General features: G+C 59.5%; 21 protein-coding genes and 1 pseudogene. 20 read left to right on the top strand and 2 right to left on the bottom strand.

Features of this window, described 5'->3' with window-relative positions; translation table 11 throughout:
• Positions 1-65: 65 nt before the first annotated feature.
• The 7 genes from AC07TV_RS11055 to AC07TV_RS11025 all read left to right on the top strand — a co-directional run bounded on the left by AC07TV_RS11055 (position 66) and on the right by AC07TV_RS11025 (position 6,537).
• Entirely contained in the window at positions 66-1,448 is a 1,383-nt protein-coding gene (locus AC07TV_RS11055) for a branched-chain amino acid ABC transporter substrate-binding protein (protein WP_494648404.1), read from the top strand.
• A 71-nt stretch (positions 1,449-1,519) separates the two neighbouring features.
• Positions 1,520-2,443, top strand: coding sequence for a branched-chain amino acid ABC transporter permease (locus AC07TV_RS11050; RefSeq protein ID WP_494648403.1), 924 nt, complete (start codon positions 1,520-1,522; stop codon positions 2,441-2,443).
• A complete protein-coding gene (locus tag AC07TV_RS11045) occupies positions 2,440-3,501 on the top strand; it encodes an ABC transporter permease subunit (RefSeq protein WP_494648402.1) in 1,062 nt (353 codons plus the stop codon). The genes AC07TV_RS11050 and AC07TV_RS11045 overlap by 4 nt, the downstream gene beginning before the upstream one ends.
• Entirely contained in the window at positions 3,498-4,271 is a 774-nt protein-coding gene (locus AC07TV_RS11040) for an ABC transporter ATP-binding protein (protein WP_494648401.1), read from the top strand. Before AC07TV_RS11045 ends, AC07TV_RS11040 begins: the two co-directional genes overlap by 4 nt.
• Entirely contained in the window at positions 4,264-4,968 is a 705-nt protein-coding gene (locus AC07TV_RS11035) for an ABC transporter ATP-binding protein (protein WP_494648400.1), read from the top strand. The genes AC07TV_RS11040 and AC07TV_RS11035 overlap by 8 nt, the downstream gene beginning before the upstream one ends.
• Positions 4,969-4,971: 3 nt before the next feature.
• Positions 4,972-5,817, top strand: coding sequence for a putative RNA methyltransferase (locus tag AC07TV_RS11030; protein WP_494648399.1), 846 nt, complete (start codon positions 4,972-4,974; stop codon positions 5,815-5,817).
• Between the two features lie 87 nt (positions 5,818-5,904).
• On the top strand, positions 5,905-6,537 hold the full coding sequence (locus AC07TV_RS11025; protein ID WP_494648398.1) for a COG3650 family protein: 633 nt from the start codon (positions 5,905-5,907) through the stop codon (positions 6,535-6,537).
• Between the two features lie 60 nt (positions 6,538-6,597).
• Here the strand turns inward: AC07TV_RS11025 and AC07TV_RS11020 are convergent, their stop codons facing one another.
• Positions 6,598-7,611 carry a CDP-6-deoxy-delta-3,4-glucoseen reductase gene (locus AC07TV_RS11020; protein WP_494648397.1) on the bottom strand — a complete coding sequence of 338 codons (1,014 nt, stop codon included), beginning with the start codon at positions 7,609-7,611 and terminating at the stop codon, positions 6,598-6,600.
• A gap of 33 nt (positions 7,612-7,644) precedes the next feature.
• Between AC07TV_RS11020 and AC07TV_RS11015 the strand changes: the two genes are divergently transcribed.
• The 13 genes and pseudogenes from AC07TV_RS11015 (at position 7,645) to AC07TV_RS10955 (ending at position 18,354) form a co-directional block, all read left to right on the top strand.
• A complete protein-coding gene (locus AC07TV_RS11015; RefSeq protein WP_494648396.1) occupies positions 7,645-8,532 on the top strand; it encodes an SDR family oxidoreductase in 888 nt (295 codons plus the stop codon).
• Between the two features lie 9 nt (positions 8,533-8,541).
• Positions 8,542-8,958 (top strand): CopD family protein, encoded by a 417-nt coding sequence (locus AC07TV_RS11010; RefSeq protein WP_494648395.1) that lies wholly within the window; start codon positions 8,542-8,544, stop codon positions 8,956-8,958.
• A gap of 1 nt (position 8,959) precedes the next feature.
• Positions 8,960-10,102: a THUMP domain-containing class I SAM-dependent RNA methyltransferase gene (locus AC07TV_RS11005; protein ID WP_494648394.1), complete on the top strand. Its 1,143-nt coding sequence runs from the start codon at positions 8,960-8,962 to the stop codon at positions 10,100-10,102.
• 115 nt (positions 10,103-10,217) lie between these two features.
• The gene (locus AC07TV_RS11000; RefSeq protein ID WP_494648393.1) at positions 10,218-11,513 is read left to right on the top strand and encodes an acetyl-CoA hydrolase/transferase family protein; all 1,296 of its coding nucleotides are present in this window, start codon (positions 10,218-10,220) and stop codon (positions 11,511-11,513) included.
• A 7-nt stretch (positions 11,514-11,520) separates the two neighbouring features.
• Positions 11,521-11,850, top strand: coding sequence for a hypothetical protein (locus AC07TV_RS10995; RefSeq protein ID WP_494648392.1), 330 nt, complete (start codon positions 11,521-11,523; stop codon positions 11,848-11,850).
• A gap of 102 nt (positions 11,851-11,952) precedes the next feature.
• On the top strand, positions 11,953-12,297 hold the full coding sequence (locus AC07TV_RS10990) for a hypothetical protein (protein WP_494648391.1): 345 nt from the start codon (positions 11,953-11,955) through the stop codon (positions 12,295-12,297).
• Positions 12,298-12,300: 3 nt separating this feature from the next.
• Positions 12,301-12,837: a glycine zipper family protein gene (locus AC07TV_RS10985; protein WP_494648390.1), complete on the top strand. Its 537-nt coding sequence runs from the start codon at positions 12,301-12,303 to the stop codon at positions 12,835-12,837.
• Between the two features lie 238 nt (positions 12,838-13,075).
• Positions 13,076-13,741, top strand: a complete 666-nt coding sequence (locus AC07TV_RS10980; protein WP_494648389.1) for a TnsA endonuclease N-terminal domain-containing protein — start codon at positions 13,076-13,078, stop codon at positions 13,739-13,741.
• Positions 13,738-15,639: a transposase gene (locus AC07TV_RS10975; protein ID WP_494648388.1), complete on the top strand. Its 1,902-nt coding sequence runs from the start codon at positions 13,738-13,740 to the stop codon at positions 15,637-15,639. Before AC07TV_RS10980 ends, AC07TV_RS10975 begins: the two co-directional genes overlap by 4 nt.
• 52 nt (positions 15,640-15,691) lie before the next feature.
• Positions 15,692-16,534 (top strand): TniB family NTP-binding protein, encoded by an 843-nt coding sequence (locus AC07TV_RS10970; RefSeq protein ID WP_494648387.1) that lies wholly within the window; start codon positions 15,692-15,694, stop codon positions 16,532-16,534.
• A gap of 22 nt (positions 16,535-16,556) precedes the next feature.
• Positions 16,557-16,976, top strand: a pseudogene (locus AC07TV_RS10965) (TniQ family protein); the annotation flags it as partial.
• Positions 16,977-17,135: 159 nt separating this feature from the next.
• Positions 17,136-17,588 carry a hypothetical protein gene (locus tag AC07TV_RS10960; protein WP_494648467.1) on the top strand — a complete coding sequence of 151 codons (453 nt, stop codon included), beginning with the start codon at positions 17,136-17,138 and terminating at the stop codon, positions 17,586-17,588.
• 268 nt (positions 17,589-17,856) lie between these two features.
• Positions 17,857-18,354, top strand: coding sequence for a hypothetical protein (locus AC07TV_RS10955; protein WP_494648386.1), 498 nt, complete (start codon positions 17,857-17,859; stop codon positions 18,352-18,354).
• A gap of 323 nt (positions 18,355-18,677) precedes the next feature.
• Here AC07TV_RS10955 and AC07TV_RS10950 read toward each other — a convergent pair whose 3' ends face one another.
• A complete protein-coding gene (locus AC07TV_RS10950) occupies positions 18,678-19,679 on the bottom strand; it encodes a hypothetical protein (protein ID WP_494648385.1) in 1,002 nt (333 codons plus the stop codon).
• Positions 19,680-19,713 lie beyond the last annotated feature (34 nt).

The raw sequence follows: 19,713 nt of genomic DNA, 5'->3' as shown, positions 1-19,713 counted from the left end.
AATCAGGTGCCTCCGGACAATCGGAGGATACCGTTTTGTCCCCCCAGAGATCAGGAGAAACACCGATGCAAGCCAAGCTTTCCGTAGTTGCCCTCTCCGTTGCCGCTGCTTTTGCGCTGTCCGCCTGCGGCCAGAAGGAAGAACCGAAACCCGTAGCTGCCCCGGCGCCGGCCGCCAAGCCGGAAGTGGTCGTCAAGCTGGGTCATGTCGCACCAATGACCGGCCCGCAGGCTCACCTCGGAAAAGACAACGAAAATGGCGCCGTGCTGGCCATCGAAGAACTGAACGCCAAGGGCATGGAGATTGGCGGCGCCAAGGTCAAGTTCGAATTGCTCAACGAAGATGATGCTGCCGACCCGAAACAGGGCGCCATCGTTGCCCAGAAACTGGTCGATGCCAAGGTCAATGGCGTCATCGGTCACCTCAATTCGGGCACCACCATTCCGGCCTCCAAGCTCTACGCCGATGCCGGCATCCCGCAAATCTCCGGTTCGGCGACCAATCCGAAATACACCCAGCAGGGCTTTGCCACCGCTTTCCGGGTCATGGCCAACGACGTCCAGCAGGGCAAGAGCCTCGGCGAATTCGCCGTCAAACAAGGCATCAAGACCGTGGCCATCGTTGATGACCGTACCGCCTACGGCCAGGGTCTGGCCGACGAGTTCAGGAAAGCGGCCGAAGCTTCCGGCATCAAGGTGGTGGCCAGCGAATACACGACTGACAAGGCGACCGACTTCAAGGCCATCCTGACCAAGATCAAGTCGACCAAGGCCGAACTGGTCTTCTTCGGCGGCATGGATGCCCAGGGCGGCCCGATGGCCAAGCAGATGAAGGAGCTCGGCATCAAGGCCAAGTTCCTCGGTGGCGACGGCGTCTGTACGCCGGAGTTCATGAAGCTGGGTGGCCCGGCCACTGAAGGCCAGTTCTGCTCGCTGCCCGGCATGCCGCTGGAAAAACTGGCCAAGGGCCCGGAATTCCGCGAGAAGTTCAGCAAGAAGTTTGGCGCTGACATCCAGCTTTATGCACCGTATGTTTACGATGCTGTCATGGTCATGGCCGATTCGATGAAGCGGGCCGATTCGGTCGAGCCGGCCAAATTCCTGCCGGCCATTGGCCAGACCAAGTACGACGGCGTGACGGCGATGATCGAATTCGACGCGCTGGGCGACCTCAAGGGCGGGGCCATTTCCATTTACAAGTACACGGGTGGCAAGCTCGAATACGTCGAGACGCTGGGCGGCAGCACGATGGAGTCCGCCAAGTCCGAGGTCAAGGAAGCCGTGGCCGAAGTGAAGGATGCGGCCAAGGCCGTGGCCGGTGCCGCGACGGCGGTCGGCAAGGAAGCAGTCAGCGACGTCAAGGATGCTGCCAAGGATGCCGTCAAGGCGGGTGCCGAGGCGGTCAAGAATGCCGCTGATGCGACCAAGGCGGCGGTCGAGAAGAAGTAATCGTGTAATCCGCAGCACCGAAACGGCACCGCAAGGTGCCGTTTCCTTATGTTCAAAAAGAAAAAGACTAAATGGATATTTTCCTCCAGCAGATCATCAACGGTCTCGTCCAGGGCAGCATCTACGCGCTGGTCGCGCTGGGCTACACGATGGTCTACGGGATCATGGGGCTGATCAATTTTGCCCATGGCGAGGTGGTGATGATCGGTACGCTGGTCACCATCACGGTGGCCGGTTCGCTGATCAAGGCTGGCATGCCGGTGGCGGTGGCCGGGCTGGCCGGCATGATGGCGGCGGTGCTGGTCTGCATGGCGCTCGGCTGGGCCCTCGAACGTGTGGCATATCGACCCTTGCGCAACGCGCCACGGCTGACGCCGCTGATTACGGCGATCGGCATGTCGATCGTTCTGCAGAATCTGGCAATGATCATCTGGGGGCGGAACTACCTGACGTTTCCATCGCTCCTGCCGAAAATGGATTTCGAGTTCGCCGGCGCCAATTTCACGATGATCCAGGTCATTATCGTTTTGGTCTCGGCGGCGACGATGGGCGGCCTGCTGCTCCTCGTCTATCGCACCAAGCTTGGCATGGCCATGCGCGCCACGGCGCAGAATCCAGCCGTAGCCAGCCTGATGGGCGTCAATATCAACCGCGTCATCGCTGCCGCCTTCGTCATCGGCTCGGCGCTCGGTGCGGTGGCCGGCATTATGGTCGGCACCTATTACGAAGTCGCCCACTACCAGATGGGCTTCATGCTCGGCCTCAAGGCCTTCACAGCAGCCGTGCTCGGCGGCATCGGCAATCTGGCCGGGGCCATGTTGGGCGGCATTCTGCTTGGCATCATCGAGGCGCTCGGGGCGGGTTACATCGGCGACCTGACGGGCGGCTTCCTGGGTAGCCACTACCAGGACATCTTTGCTTTCGTCGTGCTCATTGTTGTCCTCATGTTCAAACCTTCCGGATTGTTCGGCGAAAAGACGGGGGATCGGGCATGAATTTTGGCCGTTTTTTCCGGTCGACCGTGGGAATCGGGCTGACTGCCGCGTTTCTGGTTGCCTTGCCGTTTATCGCCGCGACCGGCGGCCAGGCCTGGGTACGCATCCTCGATTTCGCCATCCTTTATGTTTTCCTGGCGCTTGGCCTCAACATCGTCGTCGGCCTGGCCGGCCTGCTCGACCTTGGCTACATTGCTTTCTACGCCGTCGGTGCCTACACCTGGGCCTTGCTGGCGAGTCCTCACTTCGGGCTGCACTGGCCGATCTGGGCCATTCTGCCGATCGGCGCCGGGTTGGCCTGTTTTGCCGGCGTGCTGCTCGGCTCGCCGACGCTCAAGCTGCGCGGCGATTATCTGGCCATCGTGACCCTCGGTTTCGGCGAAATCGTCCGCATTTTCCTCAACAACCTCAATGCGCCGATCAATGTCACCAACGGGCCGCAGGGCATCACGCTGATCGACCCGGTCAGTTTCGGCGCCTTCAAGTTCTCGGGGACGACCCAGATTTTCGGCTTTGCCTTGAGCGGCCCGCAGAAGTATTACTTCCTGCTCGTCGCGCTGGCTATTCTCGTCATCATCATCAACATCCGTCTGCAGAATTCGCGCATCGGCCGCGCCTGGCAGGCCATTCGCGAGGATGAAATTGCTGCCAAGGCAATCGGCATCAACACGCGCAATCTCAAATTGCTCGCCTTCGCCATGGGCGCCAGCTTCGGTGGCGTTGCCGGCGGCATTTTCTCGGCCATGCAGGGCTTCGTCTCGCCGGAAAGCTTCTCCTTGCTGGAATCGATCATGATTCTCGCCATGGTGGTGCTGGGCGGCATGGGCCACATTCCCGGCGTCATCCTTGGCGCCGTGCTGCTGACGGTGCTGCCGGAAGTCCTGCGCTACGGTGTCGGGCCGCTGCAGATGGCCGTTTTCGGCAAGATGCTGGTCGATCCGGAAAGCCTGCGCATGCTGGTTTTTGGTCTGGCCCTGGTCCTCGTCATGCGCTTCAAGCCGGCCGGCCTGTGGCCATCGCCGGAACGCCAACGTGAGTTGCAGGAGACCGGCAAATGAGCGCGAATTTGCCAAAACCGCTGCTCGAAGCAAAAGCGGTTGCCAAGCATTTCGGCGGCGTCAAGGCGCTTCGCGATGTCTCGCTGAGTATCAATCATGGCGAAATCTACGGCCTGATCGGCCCGAATGGCGCCGGCAAGACGACCTTTTTCAACTGCATGACCGGACTCTACATTCCGGACGGTGGCGGTTTCACCTTCGCCGGCACGCCGCTCATCGCTGATGCGCCGGACAAGGCGGCGGCGCGTGGCATTGCTCGCACTTTCCAGAACATCCGGCTGTTCGGCAACATGACGGCGTTGGAAAACGTCATGGTTGGCCGCCATGTGCGGACCAAGGCAGGTGTTCTCGGCGCGATGTTCCAGAATGCCGCGACGAAGGCCGAAGAAGCGGCGATTCGGCAAAAGGCCATCGACCTGCTGCACTACGTGCGCATCGAGGAACGGGCCGACGATCTGGCCCGCAACCTGTCCTACGGCGACCAGCGCCGGCTGGAAATCGCCCGCGCCCTGGCCACCGAACCCAAGCTGCTCTGCCTCGACGAGCCAGCCGCCGGCATGAACGCCACCGAAACCGAACAGCTGCGCGAGCTGATCGACGGCATTCGCCGTGACGGCACGACCATTCTGCTCATCGAGCACGACGTCAAGCTGGTCATGGGCCTCTGCGACCGCGTCGCCGTACTCGACTACGGCGCGCTGGTCATCGAGGATGTACCGGCCGTCGTGCAAAAAGATCAACGCGTCATCGAGGCATATCTAGGTGCTTGAAGTAACCGGACTCCACGTCGCCTACGGCGGCATCCAGGCGGTGCGCAGCATCACCTTTCACGTCAACGAAGGCGAAACCGTGGCGCTGATCGGCGCCAACGGTGCCGGCAAGACGAGCACGCTCAAGGCGATTGCGCGGGTACTCGATGCGGTCGGCGGCGACGTCCACTTCTGCGGCGAAGACATCACCCGCATCGCCCCGCACCACATCATCCGCAAGGGGATTGCGCTGGTCCCCGAAGGGCGCGGCGTCTTTCCCCGGCTGACCGTGCTCGAAAACCTGCAAATGGGCGCCTACATCCACAATGCTGCGGTCGACGTCGAAAACGACCTCAAAATGGTTTACGGCTATTTCCCGCGCCTCAAGGAACGGGAAAGCCAGCTGGCCGGCACGCTGTCCGGCGGCGAACAGCAGATGCTGGCTATCGGCCGCGCCCTGATGAGCAGGCCGAAAATGCTGCTGCTCGACGAGCCGTCGATGGGACTGGCGCCGATCATGGTCCAGAAGATCTTCGAAGTCGTCCGCGCCGTCGCCGCCGATGGCATGACCATCCTGCTCATCGAGCAGAACGCCCGGCTGGCGCTGCAATCCAGCCAGCGCGGCTATGTCATGGAAAGCGGCGAAATCACGCTGAACGGCGAATCGGCGATGCTGCTCGACGATCCCAAAGTCCGCGCCGCCTATCTTGGCGAGTAAGTCGTGAGCATCGTTCCGTTTCAGGCGCTGGCGTGCCCGCTCGATGGGACGCCGCTGCATTGTCACGGCTCAACTTGGCGTTGCCCTTCCGGCCACAGTTTCGACATTGCCAGCCAGGGTTACGCGAATCTGTTGCCCGTCCAGCAAAAGCGCTCGCGCGATCCGGGCGACAGCAAGGAAATGGTCGCTGCCCGCCGGCGTTTCCTCAATGCCGGCCACTACGAGCCGATTGCCGCGGCAGTCAGCCGGGCGGCGCTGGCCGAACAGCCGGCGAATGCGACGATCAGTTGCCTCGATGCCGGCTGCGGCGAGGGTTACTACCTGCGCCAGCTCGCTGCCGCGTCGGGTGAAGGACAAACGCTGGCCGTGCTCGGCCTCGACATCTCGAAGTGGGCGGTTCTTTCCGCCGCCAAGCAGGACAAGCGGCCGAACTGGATCGTCGGCAGCAACGCCAATCTGCCAGTGCTGCCGGCGACGCTCGACCTTGTTTTGTGCATGTTCGGTTTCCCGGTCTATGGCGAGTTTGCCCGCGTCCTCAAGCCGGGCGGCGTGCTGTTGCAGGTCGATGCCGGGCCGGATCACCTGCGTGAACTGCGCGAAATCATCTACCCAACGCTGAAACCTGAGCGGCTCGTCGATAGCCAGGTGCCAGCCGGCTTCCGCAGCCTGTCCACGGAAACCGTCCGCTTCCCGCTGGCCATCGACGGCGCCGAGCAGATCGCCGACCTGCTCGCCATGACGCCGCATCTCTACCGGGCCAGCGCCGAGGGGCGGGCGCGGGCGGCGGCACTGAGCGCGCTGGCGGTGACCGTGGATGTCCGCCTGGCGCGTTTCGGGCGGGACGCCTGATCGTCAGCGCTTTTTCAGTTGCATCAAACGATTTGCCGGGCGGACGGGTGACAATGCCCGACATTGCCTTTCACCGGATTGCCCTCCATGAACTTTCGCCATTCTCTCGCCGCGCTGGCCGCCCTGTTGCTCTCCGCCGCCCTACAGGCCGACGAGGCCAAGCCCGTTGATGCCACGCCGAAAATGGCTTACGGCCTGATGATGCAGCAGGGCGAGCGGCTGATTTTTTCGCCCTGCCGCGACCGCAGCTACGCCAATGTCGAGGACGTTTCGGCCGATGGCAGCGTGACCAGGGCGCTCAACAGCGTCGGCCTCGCTGCCGGCAAGCGGCTCTACGTTGAACTGCTCGGCGTGCTCGACAACGGGACCTTGAAGGCGTCGGCCTTCAATATGGCGCGCGTCGAAGGGCGCTGCCAGATGCCGGGCGGCAAGGAAGAAGCATGGCGCGCCGCCGGCAACGATCCGGCCTGGGCGCTGGTCGCCGGCGGCGAGCATGTCCGCCTGCAGCGCTACGGCAAGCCCGAAGTCGTGCTGCCGTACACGGAGTTCCGGAGCGAAGGGAATGTCAGCCGCTACGATGGCGCCAGCGATCACAGCAGGCTGGCTGTTCGCCTCGACAAGACCATTTGCCGCGATGCTCAGGCCAATGGCGCGTTCGCGTGGACGGCCTCGGTCGAATTGAACGGCCAGGTACTCAAGGGCTGCGCCTGGCAGCGTTGATTCGGGTGGATTTCCGGTTAACCGGGCTTGCCACGGTCAACCGGAAATAACGGCCAAAATTCAAGTCGTCGAAAACGTGAAAGCGTCGGCGAAAAACTCTTCTTCCGGCATGCCTTGCGCGACGAAATCACGCTTTGCCGCCTCGATCATGAGCGGCGATCCGCAGGCATAGACCTGGAAGCCCGAAAGGTCGGGAAAGTCAGCCAGTACGGCCTGGTGCACGAAGCCGGTACGACCGGCCCACTCGTCGCCGCTCGCCGGCTCCGAGAGCACCGGGATGTAGCGGAGATGCGCGTGGTCGGCCGCCCATTTTTCGGGCAACGTGTTCTGGTACAGATCGACGCGTGCCTTGGCGCCCCAGTAGATGAACATCGGTCGGGTGATGCCCTTGGCAATGGCGTGTTCGACGATCGACTTGACTGGGGCAAAGCCGGTGCCGCCGGCGAGCAGAACCATCGGCTTGGACGAATCTTCGCGCAGGTAGAAGCTGCCATGCGGGCCATTGAAACGCAGGATGTCACGGACCTTCATGGTCGAGAAAACCTGCTCGGTAAACAGGCCGCCGGGAACGTGGCGGATATGCAGTTCCAGCATGTTTTCATCGCGTGGCGCGCTGGCCAGCGAGTAACTGCGCTTCTTGCCGTCCTTGAGCAGAACGTCGATGTACTGACCGGCGAGAAACTCAAACCGTTCGTTGGCCGGCAGGCGCAGATGCATTTCGATGACATCCGGTGCCAGTTTGTCGAGCTTCTCGATGCGCGAAGGCAGGGTCTTGACGGGGATGTCGCTGGCCAGGGCCAGTTGCTTGCATTCGATGACCAGATCGGTCTGGGCGCTGGCGCAGCAAAACAAGGTCATGCCGGCGGCCTTTTCATCGTCGGTCAGCGCGTGTGGTTGCGACTTGCCGTGGTCAACCGTGCCGCTGACGACCTTGCCCTTGCAGGCGCCGCAGGCACCATCCTTGCAGCCGTAAGGCAGAATCAGGCCCTGGCGCAGCCCGGCGTCGAGCAGGGTCTCGCCGGCTTCGGCGCTGAAGGCGCGGCCGCTCGGCTGGACTGTGATCTGGTAGCTCATAATTTCCCCTTGGTCGTCGGCTACAATGCCGGCGTGCAAAAAATCCTGATTGTCGGCAGCGGGGACGTTGCCCGCCGCATCCTCTCCCGCATTGTCCCTAATGCTCGCGTCTATGCCCTGCTGCGCAATGCCAGCCGGGCGGCCGAATGGCGCGAAGCGGGGGCGCTGCCGGTGCTGGCCGATCTCGACGACCGGGGCAGCCTGCAGCGCATTGCCGGACTGGCCGACTACGTCTTGCATCTGGCGCCACCGCCCGGCGAAGGCCGTCACGACACGCGTACCCGCAACCTGCTGGCCGCCTTGGGCAAGAGCAAAAGTCTACCACGGCGTCTGGTTTACGTAAGCACGACAGGGGTTTATGGCGACTGTGGCGGGGCGCAGATTGACGAAACGCGCCGCCTGAATCCGGAGAGTTCCCGGGCCGGCCGGCGGGTTGATGCCGAAAACTGTCTGCGCCAATGGGGCAAGCGGACCGGCGTCAAAGTCTCCATCCTGCGCGCCCCGGGCATCTACGCCGCCGACCGCCTGCCCATCGAGCGCCTGAACAAGTCCCTTCCGGCGCTGTGCGCGGCCGATGACGGCTACACCAACCACATCCATGCCAATGACCTCGCGGCTGCCTGTGTCGCCGCGTTGCGTCATGGCGGCGCCAACCGCGTCTACAATGTCGTCGATGATTCCGATCTGAAGATGGCCGAGTACTTCGACCGGGTCGCCGATGCCTTCGCGCTACCGCGCCCGCCGCGCATTTCGCGGGAGGAAGCGGCGAGAACGCTGTCGCCGGTGCAGATGTCCTTCATGCGTGAATCGCGGCGTATTGGCAACAAGCGCCTGAAAACAGAATTAAAACTGCGTCTCGCATATCCGACGGTTGATGTCGGGATCGCCGAGGCGAAAGCAGCCAAGCTGGCTGCCAACTAGGAGAAGCGCATGCTCGTCGTAAAGACCCTGCATATCTGGATGGTCATTTCGTGGTTTGCCGGCCTGTTCTACCTGCCGCGCATTTTTGTCAATCTGGCCATGGTGCCGGCCGACAGCGTCGCCGAGCGCGACCGCCTGCTGCTGATGGCCGGCAAGCTGTACAAGTTCATGACGCCGCTCGGCGTATTCGCTGTGCTGACCGGCTTGTGGCTGTGGTTCGGCTACGGCTTTTCGGGCGGTTGGCTGCATGCGAAGACCACGCTGGTCGCCGGGCTCGCCATTTACCACTGGCATTGCGGCCGGGTGCTCAAGCAGTTCCAGGGCGGCGGCAACAAGAAAACCCACATCTGGTACCGGTTTTATAACGAACTGCCGGTTATCGTCCTGTTGATCGTCCTCTTCCTCGTCGTCCTCAAGCCCTTCTGACATGAATACCTATTTCGCAATCTGCCCGCGCGGGCTGGAAGAACATCTGCTCGAGGAACTTCGTGGCGTCGGCGGCGAGGATTTGCGGACGACCCACGGTGGCGTATTTTTCACCGGCGACTGGTCGGTCTGCTATCGCGCCAACCTGGAATCGCGCATCGCCACCCGCATCCTCTGGCACATCGTCAAGGGGCCGTACCAGAAGGAAGAGGATATCTACCGGCTGGCCGTCCGCCAGCTATGGCCGAACCATTTCGACGTGACGCGCACCATGCGCGTGGTGACAACGGCGATCAAGTGCCCGCTCAAGTCGCTCGATTTCGTCACGCTGCGCGTCAAGGATGCCGTCTGCGACCGCTTCCGTGAGGACCGCGGCGACCGGCCGAACATCGAGACGCGTCACCCGGATGTCAGCATCCATGTCTTCCTGTCCGAAAACGAGTGCACGCTGTATCTCGATACCTCAGGCCAGCCGCTGTGGCAGCGCGGTTTCCGCAAAGCCAGTGTCGATGCGCCGCTCAAGGAAAACCTGGCGGCCGGCATTCTCAAGATCACTGGCTGGCAGCCCGGCACGCCGCTGGTCGATCCGATGTGCGGTAGCGGCACCTTCCTGCTCGAAGCCGTGCAAATGGCGCTTGACCGCGCGCCCGGTCTGGACCGCGGTTTCGCCTTCGAGATGCTGCGCAATTTCGAGGCGCTCAACTGGGCGAATATCCGTCAGGCCGCCGAAGCCCGCGTCAAGCCGGCCGAGCCGATGGACATCCGCGGCTACGACATCGACGACAAGGCTGTGCGCGCCACCCGGCGCAACCTGCAGGAAGCCGGTTTTGGCAACGTTGTCACGGTCGACCAGGGCGATCTGCTCGAAACGCAACCGCTGACCGATCACGGCATCCTCGTCACCAACCCACCCTACGGCGAGCGGATCGGTGAGCAGGATGAGCTGGCTGCTTTTTACCCGGAGCTCGGTTCCGCCCTGAAAAAACACTGGGCCGGCTGGAACTGTTTCTTCTTCACAGCCGACCTCCGTTTGCCTAAACTGGTCGGGCTCAAGCCGAGCCGCAAGACGCCGCTGTTCAACGGTCCGCTCGAGTGCCGCCTGTTTGAAATTCGCATGGTTGCCGGAAGCAATCGCAAGGCGTAGGCACACCGCGATTGCTGCAATGGAATACGCATGGGGTTTTGATCCCGGTCAGCTTATTGGTCTGACCGCCATGCGAGGATTAACGTTTTGCAATAATAATTTCAGGAGATAGCGCATGTCCGTCCAGGCCCTCTACCAACAAAAACGCATGTCTGCCGCCGATGCCATTCGCGTCGTAAAAAATGGCGACACCATCGTCGTTCCGACCGCCGTCGGTGAACCGCCCAGTCTGCTGGCCGCGTTGTCGGAAGCGCGTCGCGACTTCCGGGATGTGCAGGTTTCGCAGATTCTGGCCGTGCGCAAGTTTGGTTATCTGGACCCGGATACGGTCGAGCATGTCCGTCATACCGCCTACTTCTACAGCGGCGCGACCCGCCCGGGCGGCAAGGATGGCTGGGTCGATTTCATCCCGGCCTACTTCTCGGAAATGCCGTCGCTGCTCAACCGTGGCCTGATGCCGGCCGATGTCGTGTTTACCATGGCTTCGCCGATGGACGAGCATGGTTTCTTCTCGCTGTCACTGGCTGCCGATTACACGATGGCCGCCATCGACCGGGCGCGTGTTGTCGTCCTCGAAGTCAATCCAAACGTGCCCTTCGCCAACGGCGATTGCCATATTCATATTTCGCAGGTTGCCGCGCTCTGCGAGAGCGATGAACCGATTCTCGAAGTCGGCCTGCCGAAGATCGGCCCGGTCCAGGAAGCCATCGGCAAATACGTCGCCGACATGATTCCGGATGGCGCCACCTTGCAGATCGGCTACGGCGGCATTCCCGATGCGGTGGTCATGCAGCTGACCGACAAGCACGATCTCGGCATCCATACGGAAATGGTCGGCGATGGCATCATGTCGCTGGTCGAAGCCGGTGTCGTCACCAATCGCAAGAAAAATTACCACCACGGCAAGATGCTGGCGACCTTCGCGCTTGGCTCGAAGAAGCTCTACCAGTTCATGCATCGCAACCCGGCGCTCGAAATGCACCCGGTCGATTTCACCAACGACCCCTATCTGGCGGGCCAGAACGACAACCTGCACGCCATCAACGCGACGATGCAGATCGATTTCCTCGGCCAGTGCGGCTCAGAAAGCCTGGGCCCGATTCCCTACTCGGGGACCGGCGGCCAGTCCGACTTCGTCCGTGCCGCCAATCGCTCGAATGGCGGCAAGGCCTTCATCGTGCTGCCGTCGACGGCCAAGGACGACACCATTTCGCGCATCGTGCCGACCCTGTCGCCGGGCACCCATGTATCGACCAGCAAGAACGACATCAACTATGTCGTTACTGAATTCGGCGTCGCCCAACTGCGCGGCAAGACGGCCAAGCAGCGCACTGAAGCGCTGATCGGCATCGCTCACCCGAATTTCCGGGGCGAGCTGCGCGACGCCGCGAAACGCCTGAAGCTGCTCTAAAGGAGCGATGATGATTCTGCAAAAGCAATTTACCGATCAGGAGTTGTCGCAGATCATCGAGGAAGGTGCGATCTACATGTGCGCCTGCCCGGCGCAGGTGGCGGTGCAGTTGCGTAGCTTGCGCGAACTGCACCGTTATCAGAACGCCTGCGAAGTCGACCCGGGCAACGATCATCGCGTTCATAAGGCCATCGCCGAGGCGACCATGCGGGCGCACGCGTTGATGGAGGTGTGCATGGTGGACATTCTTGCGCTTGAGGGCTGGGACCGGACGACGCTCAAAATGCCGGAGGGCCTGCGCCGCCGACGCGATGAAGTAATCGCCCGGGACGACTGAGCTTGTCTCGTATTTCGCTTACAACTTGTAGCAAATTTAGTCGCTCGTCCGGCCTAAAATTGACTATCGTGTAATTGAGGTCAAGGAAGGTTGGAGGTCCCCATGAAAGCGGCAAAAATACTGATGGTCGTGTTGGCTGTAGTGATGGCCGGGATGGCGACGACCGCCTCGGCACATGGTTCGCGGGGTCGTGTTGGGGTGTACATTGGTGGCCCGGTGTTGTGGGGGCCGATGTGGTATCCGTCGCCTTACTACTATCCGCCCCAGGTGGTTGTCGTGCCGGCGCCGCAACCCCCGGTCTATATCGAACAGACCCAGGAGTCGGCACCGGCCCCCGACGCTGGCCAGCAATACTGGTATTACTGCAAGAGCGCTCAGGGCTATTACCCTTACGTCAAGGAATGTCCTGGCGGCTGGCAGAAGGTTCTGCCGCAACCGGAGAAATGAATCATGGCTGAAATGAAAAGACTTCTCCCGCGATTGAGCTTGCTCGGCGGCGCCTTGTTTCTCGGCGCCTGTACGGTGTTGCCGACCGGGCCGAGCGTCATGGTTTTGCCGGGTACAGGGCAGAGCATTGAGCGTTTTCGTGAAGACGACCAGTATTGCCGGCAGTTTGCCCACATCCAGATTGGCGGCAAGACCGCCGGCGAGGCTGCCCGTGAATCTGCGGTGACCAGCGCTGCTGTCGGTGCTGCCGTTGGTGCTGTGGCCGGCGCGGCGATTGGTGGTGACGGTCGCGGTGCGGCGACCGGCGCTGGCGTTGGTTTGCTGCTCGGCAGCGCAACCGGCGCCGATACGGCTCGCGCCTCGGGTGTCGGCACCCAGCGTCAATACGACAATGCCTACATCCAGTGCATGTACAGCAAGGGGCACCGCGTGCCCGTGCCAGCCAGCATGGCTTATCCGCGCGCCGTGCGTTCCGGTGATGCAGGCCTTCCGCCACCGCCACCGGGCGCACCTCCGCCACCCCCGCCCGGCGTGCAATAAGCCTTTGGCCATGAAAAATGCCCGGCATCACCTGCCGGGCATTTTGTTTTTGGACGTTTTTTGCGGTTGACCGTGGAAGTCTTCCTGTCGGTTGGGGTTCAGGTGTGGTCTATGCAAGAGGATGAGAAATATCCATAAATAACCCCTGGTTTTTTTTCAAGACGCAGACAATTTATTTGTAAGTTGGTGATTCCAAGTCTAGATTGATCATAGGCCATGATCATAATTTGGGGTCTCTATGCCGGTCAGAAAAATTCCAAAGAATTACCTGGGGGTGACGGGCGGATTTTCGAGCCAGAAGAACGGCCGGATGCTCGGTTTCGAGTCCTTGCTCGAGAAAGACCACTTCATCCTCCTCGAGTACGACGACCAGGTCGCCTCCTTTGAGGAGCAGCCGGTTGCGATTCCCCTCGGGGGCAAAACGAAACCTTACGTGCCCGACGTGGTGATCCACTACCGGCAACCGAAACCTGCCCGGCCGGCCAAGCCTTTACTGGTAGAGGTGAAGACGACTCAGGATCTGGAGAAGAACCAAACCAAATATGCGCGGAAATTTTCTGTGGCAAAAAAATGGGCCGCAGACCGTGGCTGGGTTTTCAAGACGCGGTCGGAAAAGGACATCCGTTGCTTGCGCTTGGATTTCCTGAAGTTTCTCCGGGAGTACCACTGCATCGATCCGGATGCGGCGGATATCGCCTCGGTGACTGGAGCGTTGGCGTATTTGGGCGGTGCTAGCTCCTACAAAACACTCCTCGACGCCCTTTCCCGCGATGATGAAACCAGGTTGCAGTTGATTCCGGTGATTTGGTATTTGGTCGCGGTTAGGCGGCTCATCGTGGATCTGGATCAGCCTGTGACCGATGAAGTTTTGATCAGCCTCCCTTCGGATAGGAGGAAAGCATGACCCAGAATCTTTCTGTGCTTCGCATCGAACCCGGGGCCGAGGTGATGTGCGCCGGCAGTGTCTTTATTGTCACTCGTGTGCTCGATCTGGATACGGTTCTGGCGAAATCTGTGGAGACGGGGAATCTGACTACCATCTCGATCAAGGAGGTGGGCCCCGTTGAGAATGAAGCGCCTACGGATCAAAGGAGTACAAACAAGCTCCAGGATTTGGAAGATGTGTCACCCGAACATTGGGCGGAAGCGAAGCGCCGTTATGAGCTTATCAAACCGTTACTCTCTCCTGTCGAGAGGGGGAAAGCCCAAGCCCGGCAAATCGCACAGCAGAATGGAGTGGGGATAGCGACGCTTTATCGTTGGCGTCGCGATTTCCTTAACTCCGGAAAATTGTCCTCGTTGCTTCCTCCCAAGCCGGATGGAGGGCGAGGCAAAGCCCGTCTGGAAAACGATGAGGTTGAGGAAATTATCGCCGACACAATCCGCGATTTCCACATGACCGATGCCCATCCTTCGATTTCGGCTACTCACCGAAAAGTCGAGGAGCGTTGCAAGTTGGCGAATCTGCCAGTACCCAACTATCAGACCGTTCGAAGGCGGATTGTCTGGCAGTCCGGGCGCAGTATGACCGCTGCGCGGTACGGCGAGAAGTATGCTCGGGAAAAATTCGATCCCATCCTAGGGGCCGTTCCCGATGCTAATTGGCCGCTGGCGCTGGTGATGGTCGACCATACGGAGTTGCCGGTCATTGTGGTGGACGAGAAGACCCGCCGCTCGATTTGTCGCCCCTGGGTTACCTTCTCAATCGACGCATTTAGTCGAGTGGTACCGGGGATGTACTTGTCCCTGGATGCGCCGTCTGCCACGTCGGCCGGGATGTGCTTGTCCCATTCCATCCTTCCTAAGGATGGATGGCTTGCAGAGCGCGGAATAGAAGCAGAGTGGCCGGTATGGGGCGTAATGGGCATTCTTCACATGGACAACGCCAAAGAATTTAGGGGGAACATGCTCCGTGCAGCGTGCGAGGAATACACCATTGATCTCCACCTCCGGCCCGTCAAAACGCCGCATTACGGCGGCTACATCGAACGCTTGATGGGAACCGTCTCCGAAGAACTGAAGGTGGTTCCTGGAACCACTTTCGGTAACTTCAAGGAAAAGGGTGAATACGACTCCGAGGGAAATGCGGTTATGACCCTGGCTGAACTGGAGCGTTGGCTGGTTTTCTTGATTGCCAAATACCACCATCGCCTGCACTCGGGGATCGGTACGAGTCCCTTGGCAAAGTATCGGGAAGGATTACTGGGCTCGAAAGGCAGGCCTGGTCGAGGGCTTCCCGCACGTCGTCTCGACGAAGAGAAGGTGCGAATTGACTTCATGCCGTTCGAAGAGCGCACTGTTCAGGACTATGGGGTCCAATGGGATCTAACGTATTACTCGGACGTGCTGCGTCCTTGGATCAATTCCCTGGATCCGGCCAATCCCAAGCTGAAACGGCAATTCCGCTTTCGCCGGGACCCAAGGGACATCAGTCAGATCTACTTCCTCGAGCCGAACGCCAAACGCTATTTCCCGATCCACTATCGCGATTTGTCACAGCCCCCAATTAGCCTGTGGGAATACCGCGAAGCCAAACAGGCCGCCCGTAAGGCCGGGCTTAAGGAAATCGATGACCGAGTGGTCTTCGAATATGCGAAAAAGATGCGGGTGGAAGTCGAGGAGGCTGCAATCAAGACAAAATCCGCCCGCCGTAAAGGGCAGCGCAACGCCGAGCATGCAAAGGCGAGGATCAGGACAACCAAGGAACTCCCGGTTGTATCCTCCTCCCCGCCCCGAGTCGCTCCTCCGCCCGTGATCAAAGGATACGACCCCGGCTCGGTGGAGGCCTACGACGATGAGTGACCGCGCTGGCGTTTTTCCTCACCTGCGGCAGGCGTCCGCTGAGATAGCTGTCATGGCCGACGATTTCAGAATCCGGGCGATCCAGTCAGGGTTTTGGGTGCCGTATCAGCGAGCAAAGGAAATTCTTGCAGACATGGAAACATTGCTCGCCCATCCGCCGATCAATCGGATGCCCCATATGATGGTCGTGGCGCCAAGTAACAACGGGAAAACGGAATTGCTGCGGCATTTCCTGAGTCTCCATCCGGCCGACCCCAATCCCAATGGAGAGGCGGCCAAATATCCGGTTATCTATGTTTCGGCCCTGGGCCCTGATATCGGGAATTTGTGCTGTCGAATTCTGGATGCTGTAAATGCGCCTTATCGAGAAAGGTCGACGCCGGGAGAGCGAATTCGGACGGTGACCAAGATCCTGAGCCAACTCGAAACCCGGATGCTCCTGATCGACGAAATCAACAACATGACGACCGGCGGTGCGGTCAAGCAACGCGAGTTTCGAAACGGCATCAAGGACCTGGGAAACGAGCTACGGATGTCGATCGTGGCGGCGGGCATCGAGGATGCCTACACCGTATTCGCAACCGATCCCCAGTTATCCAACCGCTTCACGCCGGCGGTGCTTCCTCGCTGGAAACTGGATAAGGAAGGTGGCGCGCTGCTGGCCTCATTCGAAAGGCGATTGCCTCTCCGTAAACCTTCCGGATTGAAGCAGCCCGAGATATTGCAAAAAGTGTTGTGGATGAGCGAGGGGCTGATCGGCGAAATTTACGAAGTGCTGAAGCGGGCCGCTGTCCAGGCGATTCGCGATGGCGACGAGCAGATTACTCTAGACGCCTTGGACCGGATTCGCTGGGCTCGGCCGTCAGACCGGCGGGAGAAACCAGGCCTTGCCTAGGCGCCGCCTAAATCCCGGCGAGGTGCTTTGGCCCATTCACTTGCGGCCATTGGCCGATGAGTTGTTGAGCAGTTGGATTGTTCGATTGGGGTACGCCCACAATCTCAAATTGCGGACTTTCGCTCGGCTGTTGTGGCCGACCCAACCGGAGGTCTGGTATCGGGATGTCGATCGCTATGCTCCCGCACAACTCCTGATGGAGTTGTCCGCCCACACAGGGATACAGATGGCTAAGTTGGAGGCGACAACGCTACGAGCGTATCAAGGGCGGATCTACCGGAACGCCAGGGAGAGCGGGGTTTTGCAATGGATCCTTCCTTTGCTCGTTTCGGAGTGGCAGCACAAAGGTTTCGGCCTACAGTATTGCCCGAGGTGTCTGTCGGAGGATGCGGTTCCTTATTTTCGGAAGCGCTGGCGGGTCGCTTTCTATACTTGGTGCGGACGGCACCATGTGATGGTCCACGATCGTTGTCCCAACTGTGGTGCTCCCGTAACCTTTCATCGCAGGGACCTGAATGCAGCTTCTCCCGAAAAGGTCGGGGAAGTCACGTCGTGTAGCGGGTGCGATTTCGACTTGCGGGAAGCACCTTGCCAGGAGCCGGTGTTCTACGAGGCCTCCTCGAAGGCGGCGTTCGGCCTCGCGATCAGCCGGCTCGAGCATCGCGGAAAATGGTGTAAGCCGAGAGGAGTCAGTTACTACAACCTACTTCACCAATTGTGTCGTTTGGCGACTATCCACTACCGGAATGTGTCGCTGCGGGATTTCGTTGATGAAACAATTCATGCGCCGGGTCTGAAAGGGCTGGTGCGCGATGTGCCTTTTGAGCTTAGATCTGTCGAAGAGCGGCATCACGTCCTGCAACTGAGTTTCTGGGTGCTGGCCAATGTGCCGGAGAGGTTGAACGCGGCTTGGAATGCCGGTGCGATCACCCGTAGCGCGCTCCTTCGGGATTTCGATGATTGGCCTCGACAGTTCGTTCAAATAGTCAGACGTTTTCCGAACTGGCGACAGCGCGAGGAACCTACATTACTACTTGGGGCGAACGAATCTTAAAAACCGCATTGAACCATGCTGGAATATCGTATGCCTGCCCAGAGATTCGGCGGATTCACAAGCAGCGATTGACTGCCTGATCTGGAACAAACGAAACCGGCTCATAACCTTTGCCAGTTTAACGAGAGGTCGCTATGGAACCAGCGCTCAGACAGCAAACCTTTGATACGCTCTCGGTATGAAGAACGAATTCACAACGCCACCGGGGGCATGCTTGCGCAGAGGTCACACCAAGGGCTTCTTTTTTATGGTATCGCCTTTCTGCTAAATGGCAACGCTACTTTTCTTCGACTGTGAATTCACCGATCTGAGCGGCTCAGCATCGTTGATCGCAGTTGGGTTCATTACCCAGTCAGGTGACCAGTTTTACGCCGAACTCTCGGATTACGAAGATGGCGCTTGCAACGATTTTGTGAAGGCAACGGTTCTGCCCCTGCTGTCTTTGCCCCCGATTTCAACACTCGACTTCGTTTCCTCGCTGACCGATTGGCTGAACACCTTGGGCGGGGATTTTCTATTCGTTGCCGACTCGGGATGGGATCAGAAGATGCTGAGCAAAACCTTTGCCTCGGTCGGCAAAACAATCCCGGACAACTGGCGTTTCCAGAAAACCCCAGACAATTTCACCAATGGCATGCAGCGCAGTTTGTTCAACGACGAGATGGCGGCGTTTTTCCTGCGCCACCCTGATGAGAAACCGCACCATGCGCTATGTGACGCTCGCGCAATCCGCAACGCATACCTGCGAGCGGAATCGGGATACTAGACCTCATGTTTTGCTGGTCGTGACGACCACCGCCATGACGCAACACCGTTGTGCCGAAAAACGGAAGTGCTGAAAGCCTTGTACAGCGCATTTCAATGTTACCAGCCGAACACACCAGCTCCTGCGGGCACTTTCAGTCGAGAAAATGGTTTTGACATGCTTTTGGGGTGAGTTTGTTGTGGAACGGCAAAGGGCTATGCTCGGCAGCCCACATCACGCGCTGGCCGGCCAGGGGCAAACGTGACTCTTATGCGCGCGACTATTATCCGTCTGATTAGGCGAAGTCCCGTTGGTAGCATCGGTTTCTAGAGTTCGGTAAGAGATCATGACCCCTGGTGAAATTCAGCCCCCAGCAGGTCGTAGAGCTTATCCAGTTCCGCTCGACTTTTCTCGTCCTTGGGCTCACGATCAGCACCGAAGAGATCAGGGTAAAGACTTGGAGCGTCTACGGATACAGAAATCCTCTGGACTGCCCCATCCGGCATTTTCGTTGTGCTAACAGATCGCACGGTGAAATAGCGCAACATGTTGTGGAGAGGGGAATCTGCTGTCTTGAATTTCCCATTTTTGAATGGTCCGCCACTCGCGCCAGCACGTTGGATGAAATCAGTCATCATCCCGCAAACACGAGAGATCGATTGAATATCGCCTAACGCATTGTTGGGATTAAAGTTCTCTGGCTTTGCAGAAAACTTCATCACCCGTTTGGCATCAAAGCATCCATACACGCACGCGATTGGCACCAGCACCACTGGGTGGCTTGTACTGATCCCGAGTTCTTGCGCTTTGGCACAAAGGACTTGTACCGTCTTGAGGCGTTGCGCATCGGAAATTGTGTTGTGCAAGCCGTGGTCGTTCGCGAACTGAAGAAACGCAAGATATGCTGAGTGCGACTGCTCAAGATGGGCTCCGAAGAGTTCTGTCGCATAGGCCTTGACGAATTCCCAGGGTTCGTAAATACACGCATTCTTGAAGAAGGAGCCCATGGCATCCCAGTCACGCCGCGCCTCAACGACAAACTCCTCCGCAGAAAACTTGCTGCGTTGGTCGCTGGCCTTTTCCATCAAGGCAGGAATATACGAAACGCGGTTGTGCGGGAGGTCGAGCTCCTGAAGTGCCTGGATCGAAACCTTGTGACGCTCGTCTTTGAAGCTCTCTTTCGGGAGGAAGGTCTTGATGTGGCCTATCGAACAAATGTCTAGGAAGTAGACAGTTGGCACCATCAGCATCCATTGCTGCATAGCGGCGATAAATGCTTCAGCCTGCTCCCGAGGAAGGCTCACTTGCATTGTGATCTGATTGAGTCGAGGTGCTGGCGAGTTCATTGAATTGTCTCCTATTAATTGTACTAATCGGCCT

The organism is Azonexus sp. GW821-FHT04F04 (assembly GCF_059420025.1).
This window is presented reverse-complemented; position numbering and strand designations above follow the sequence as displayed.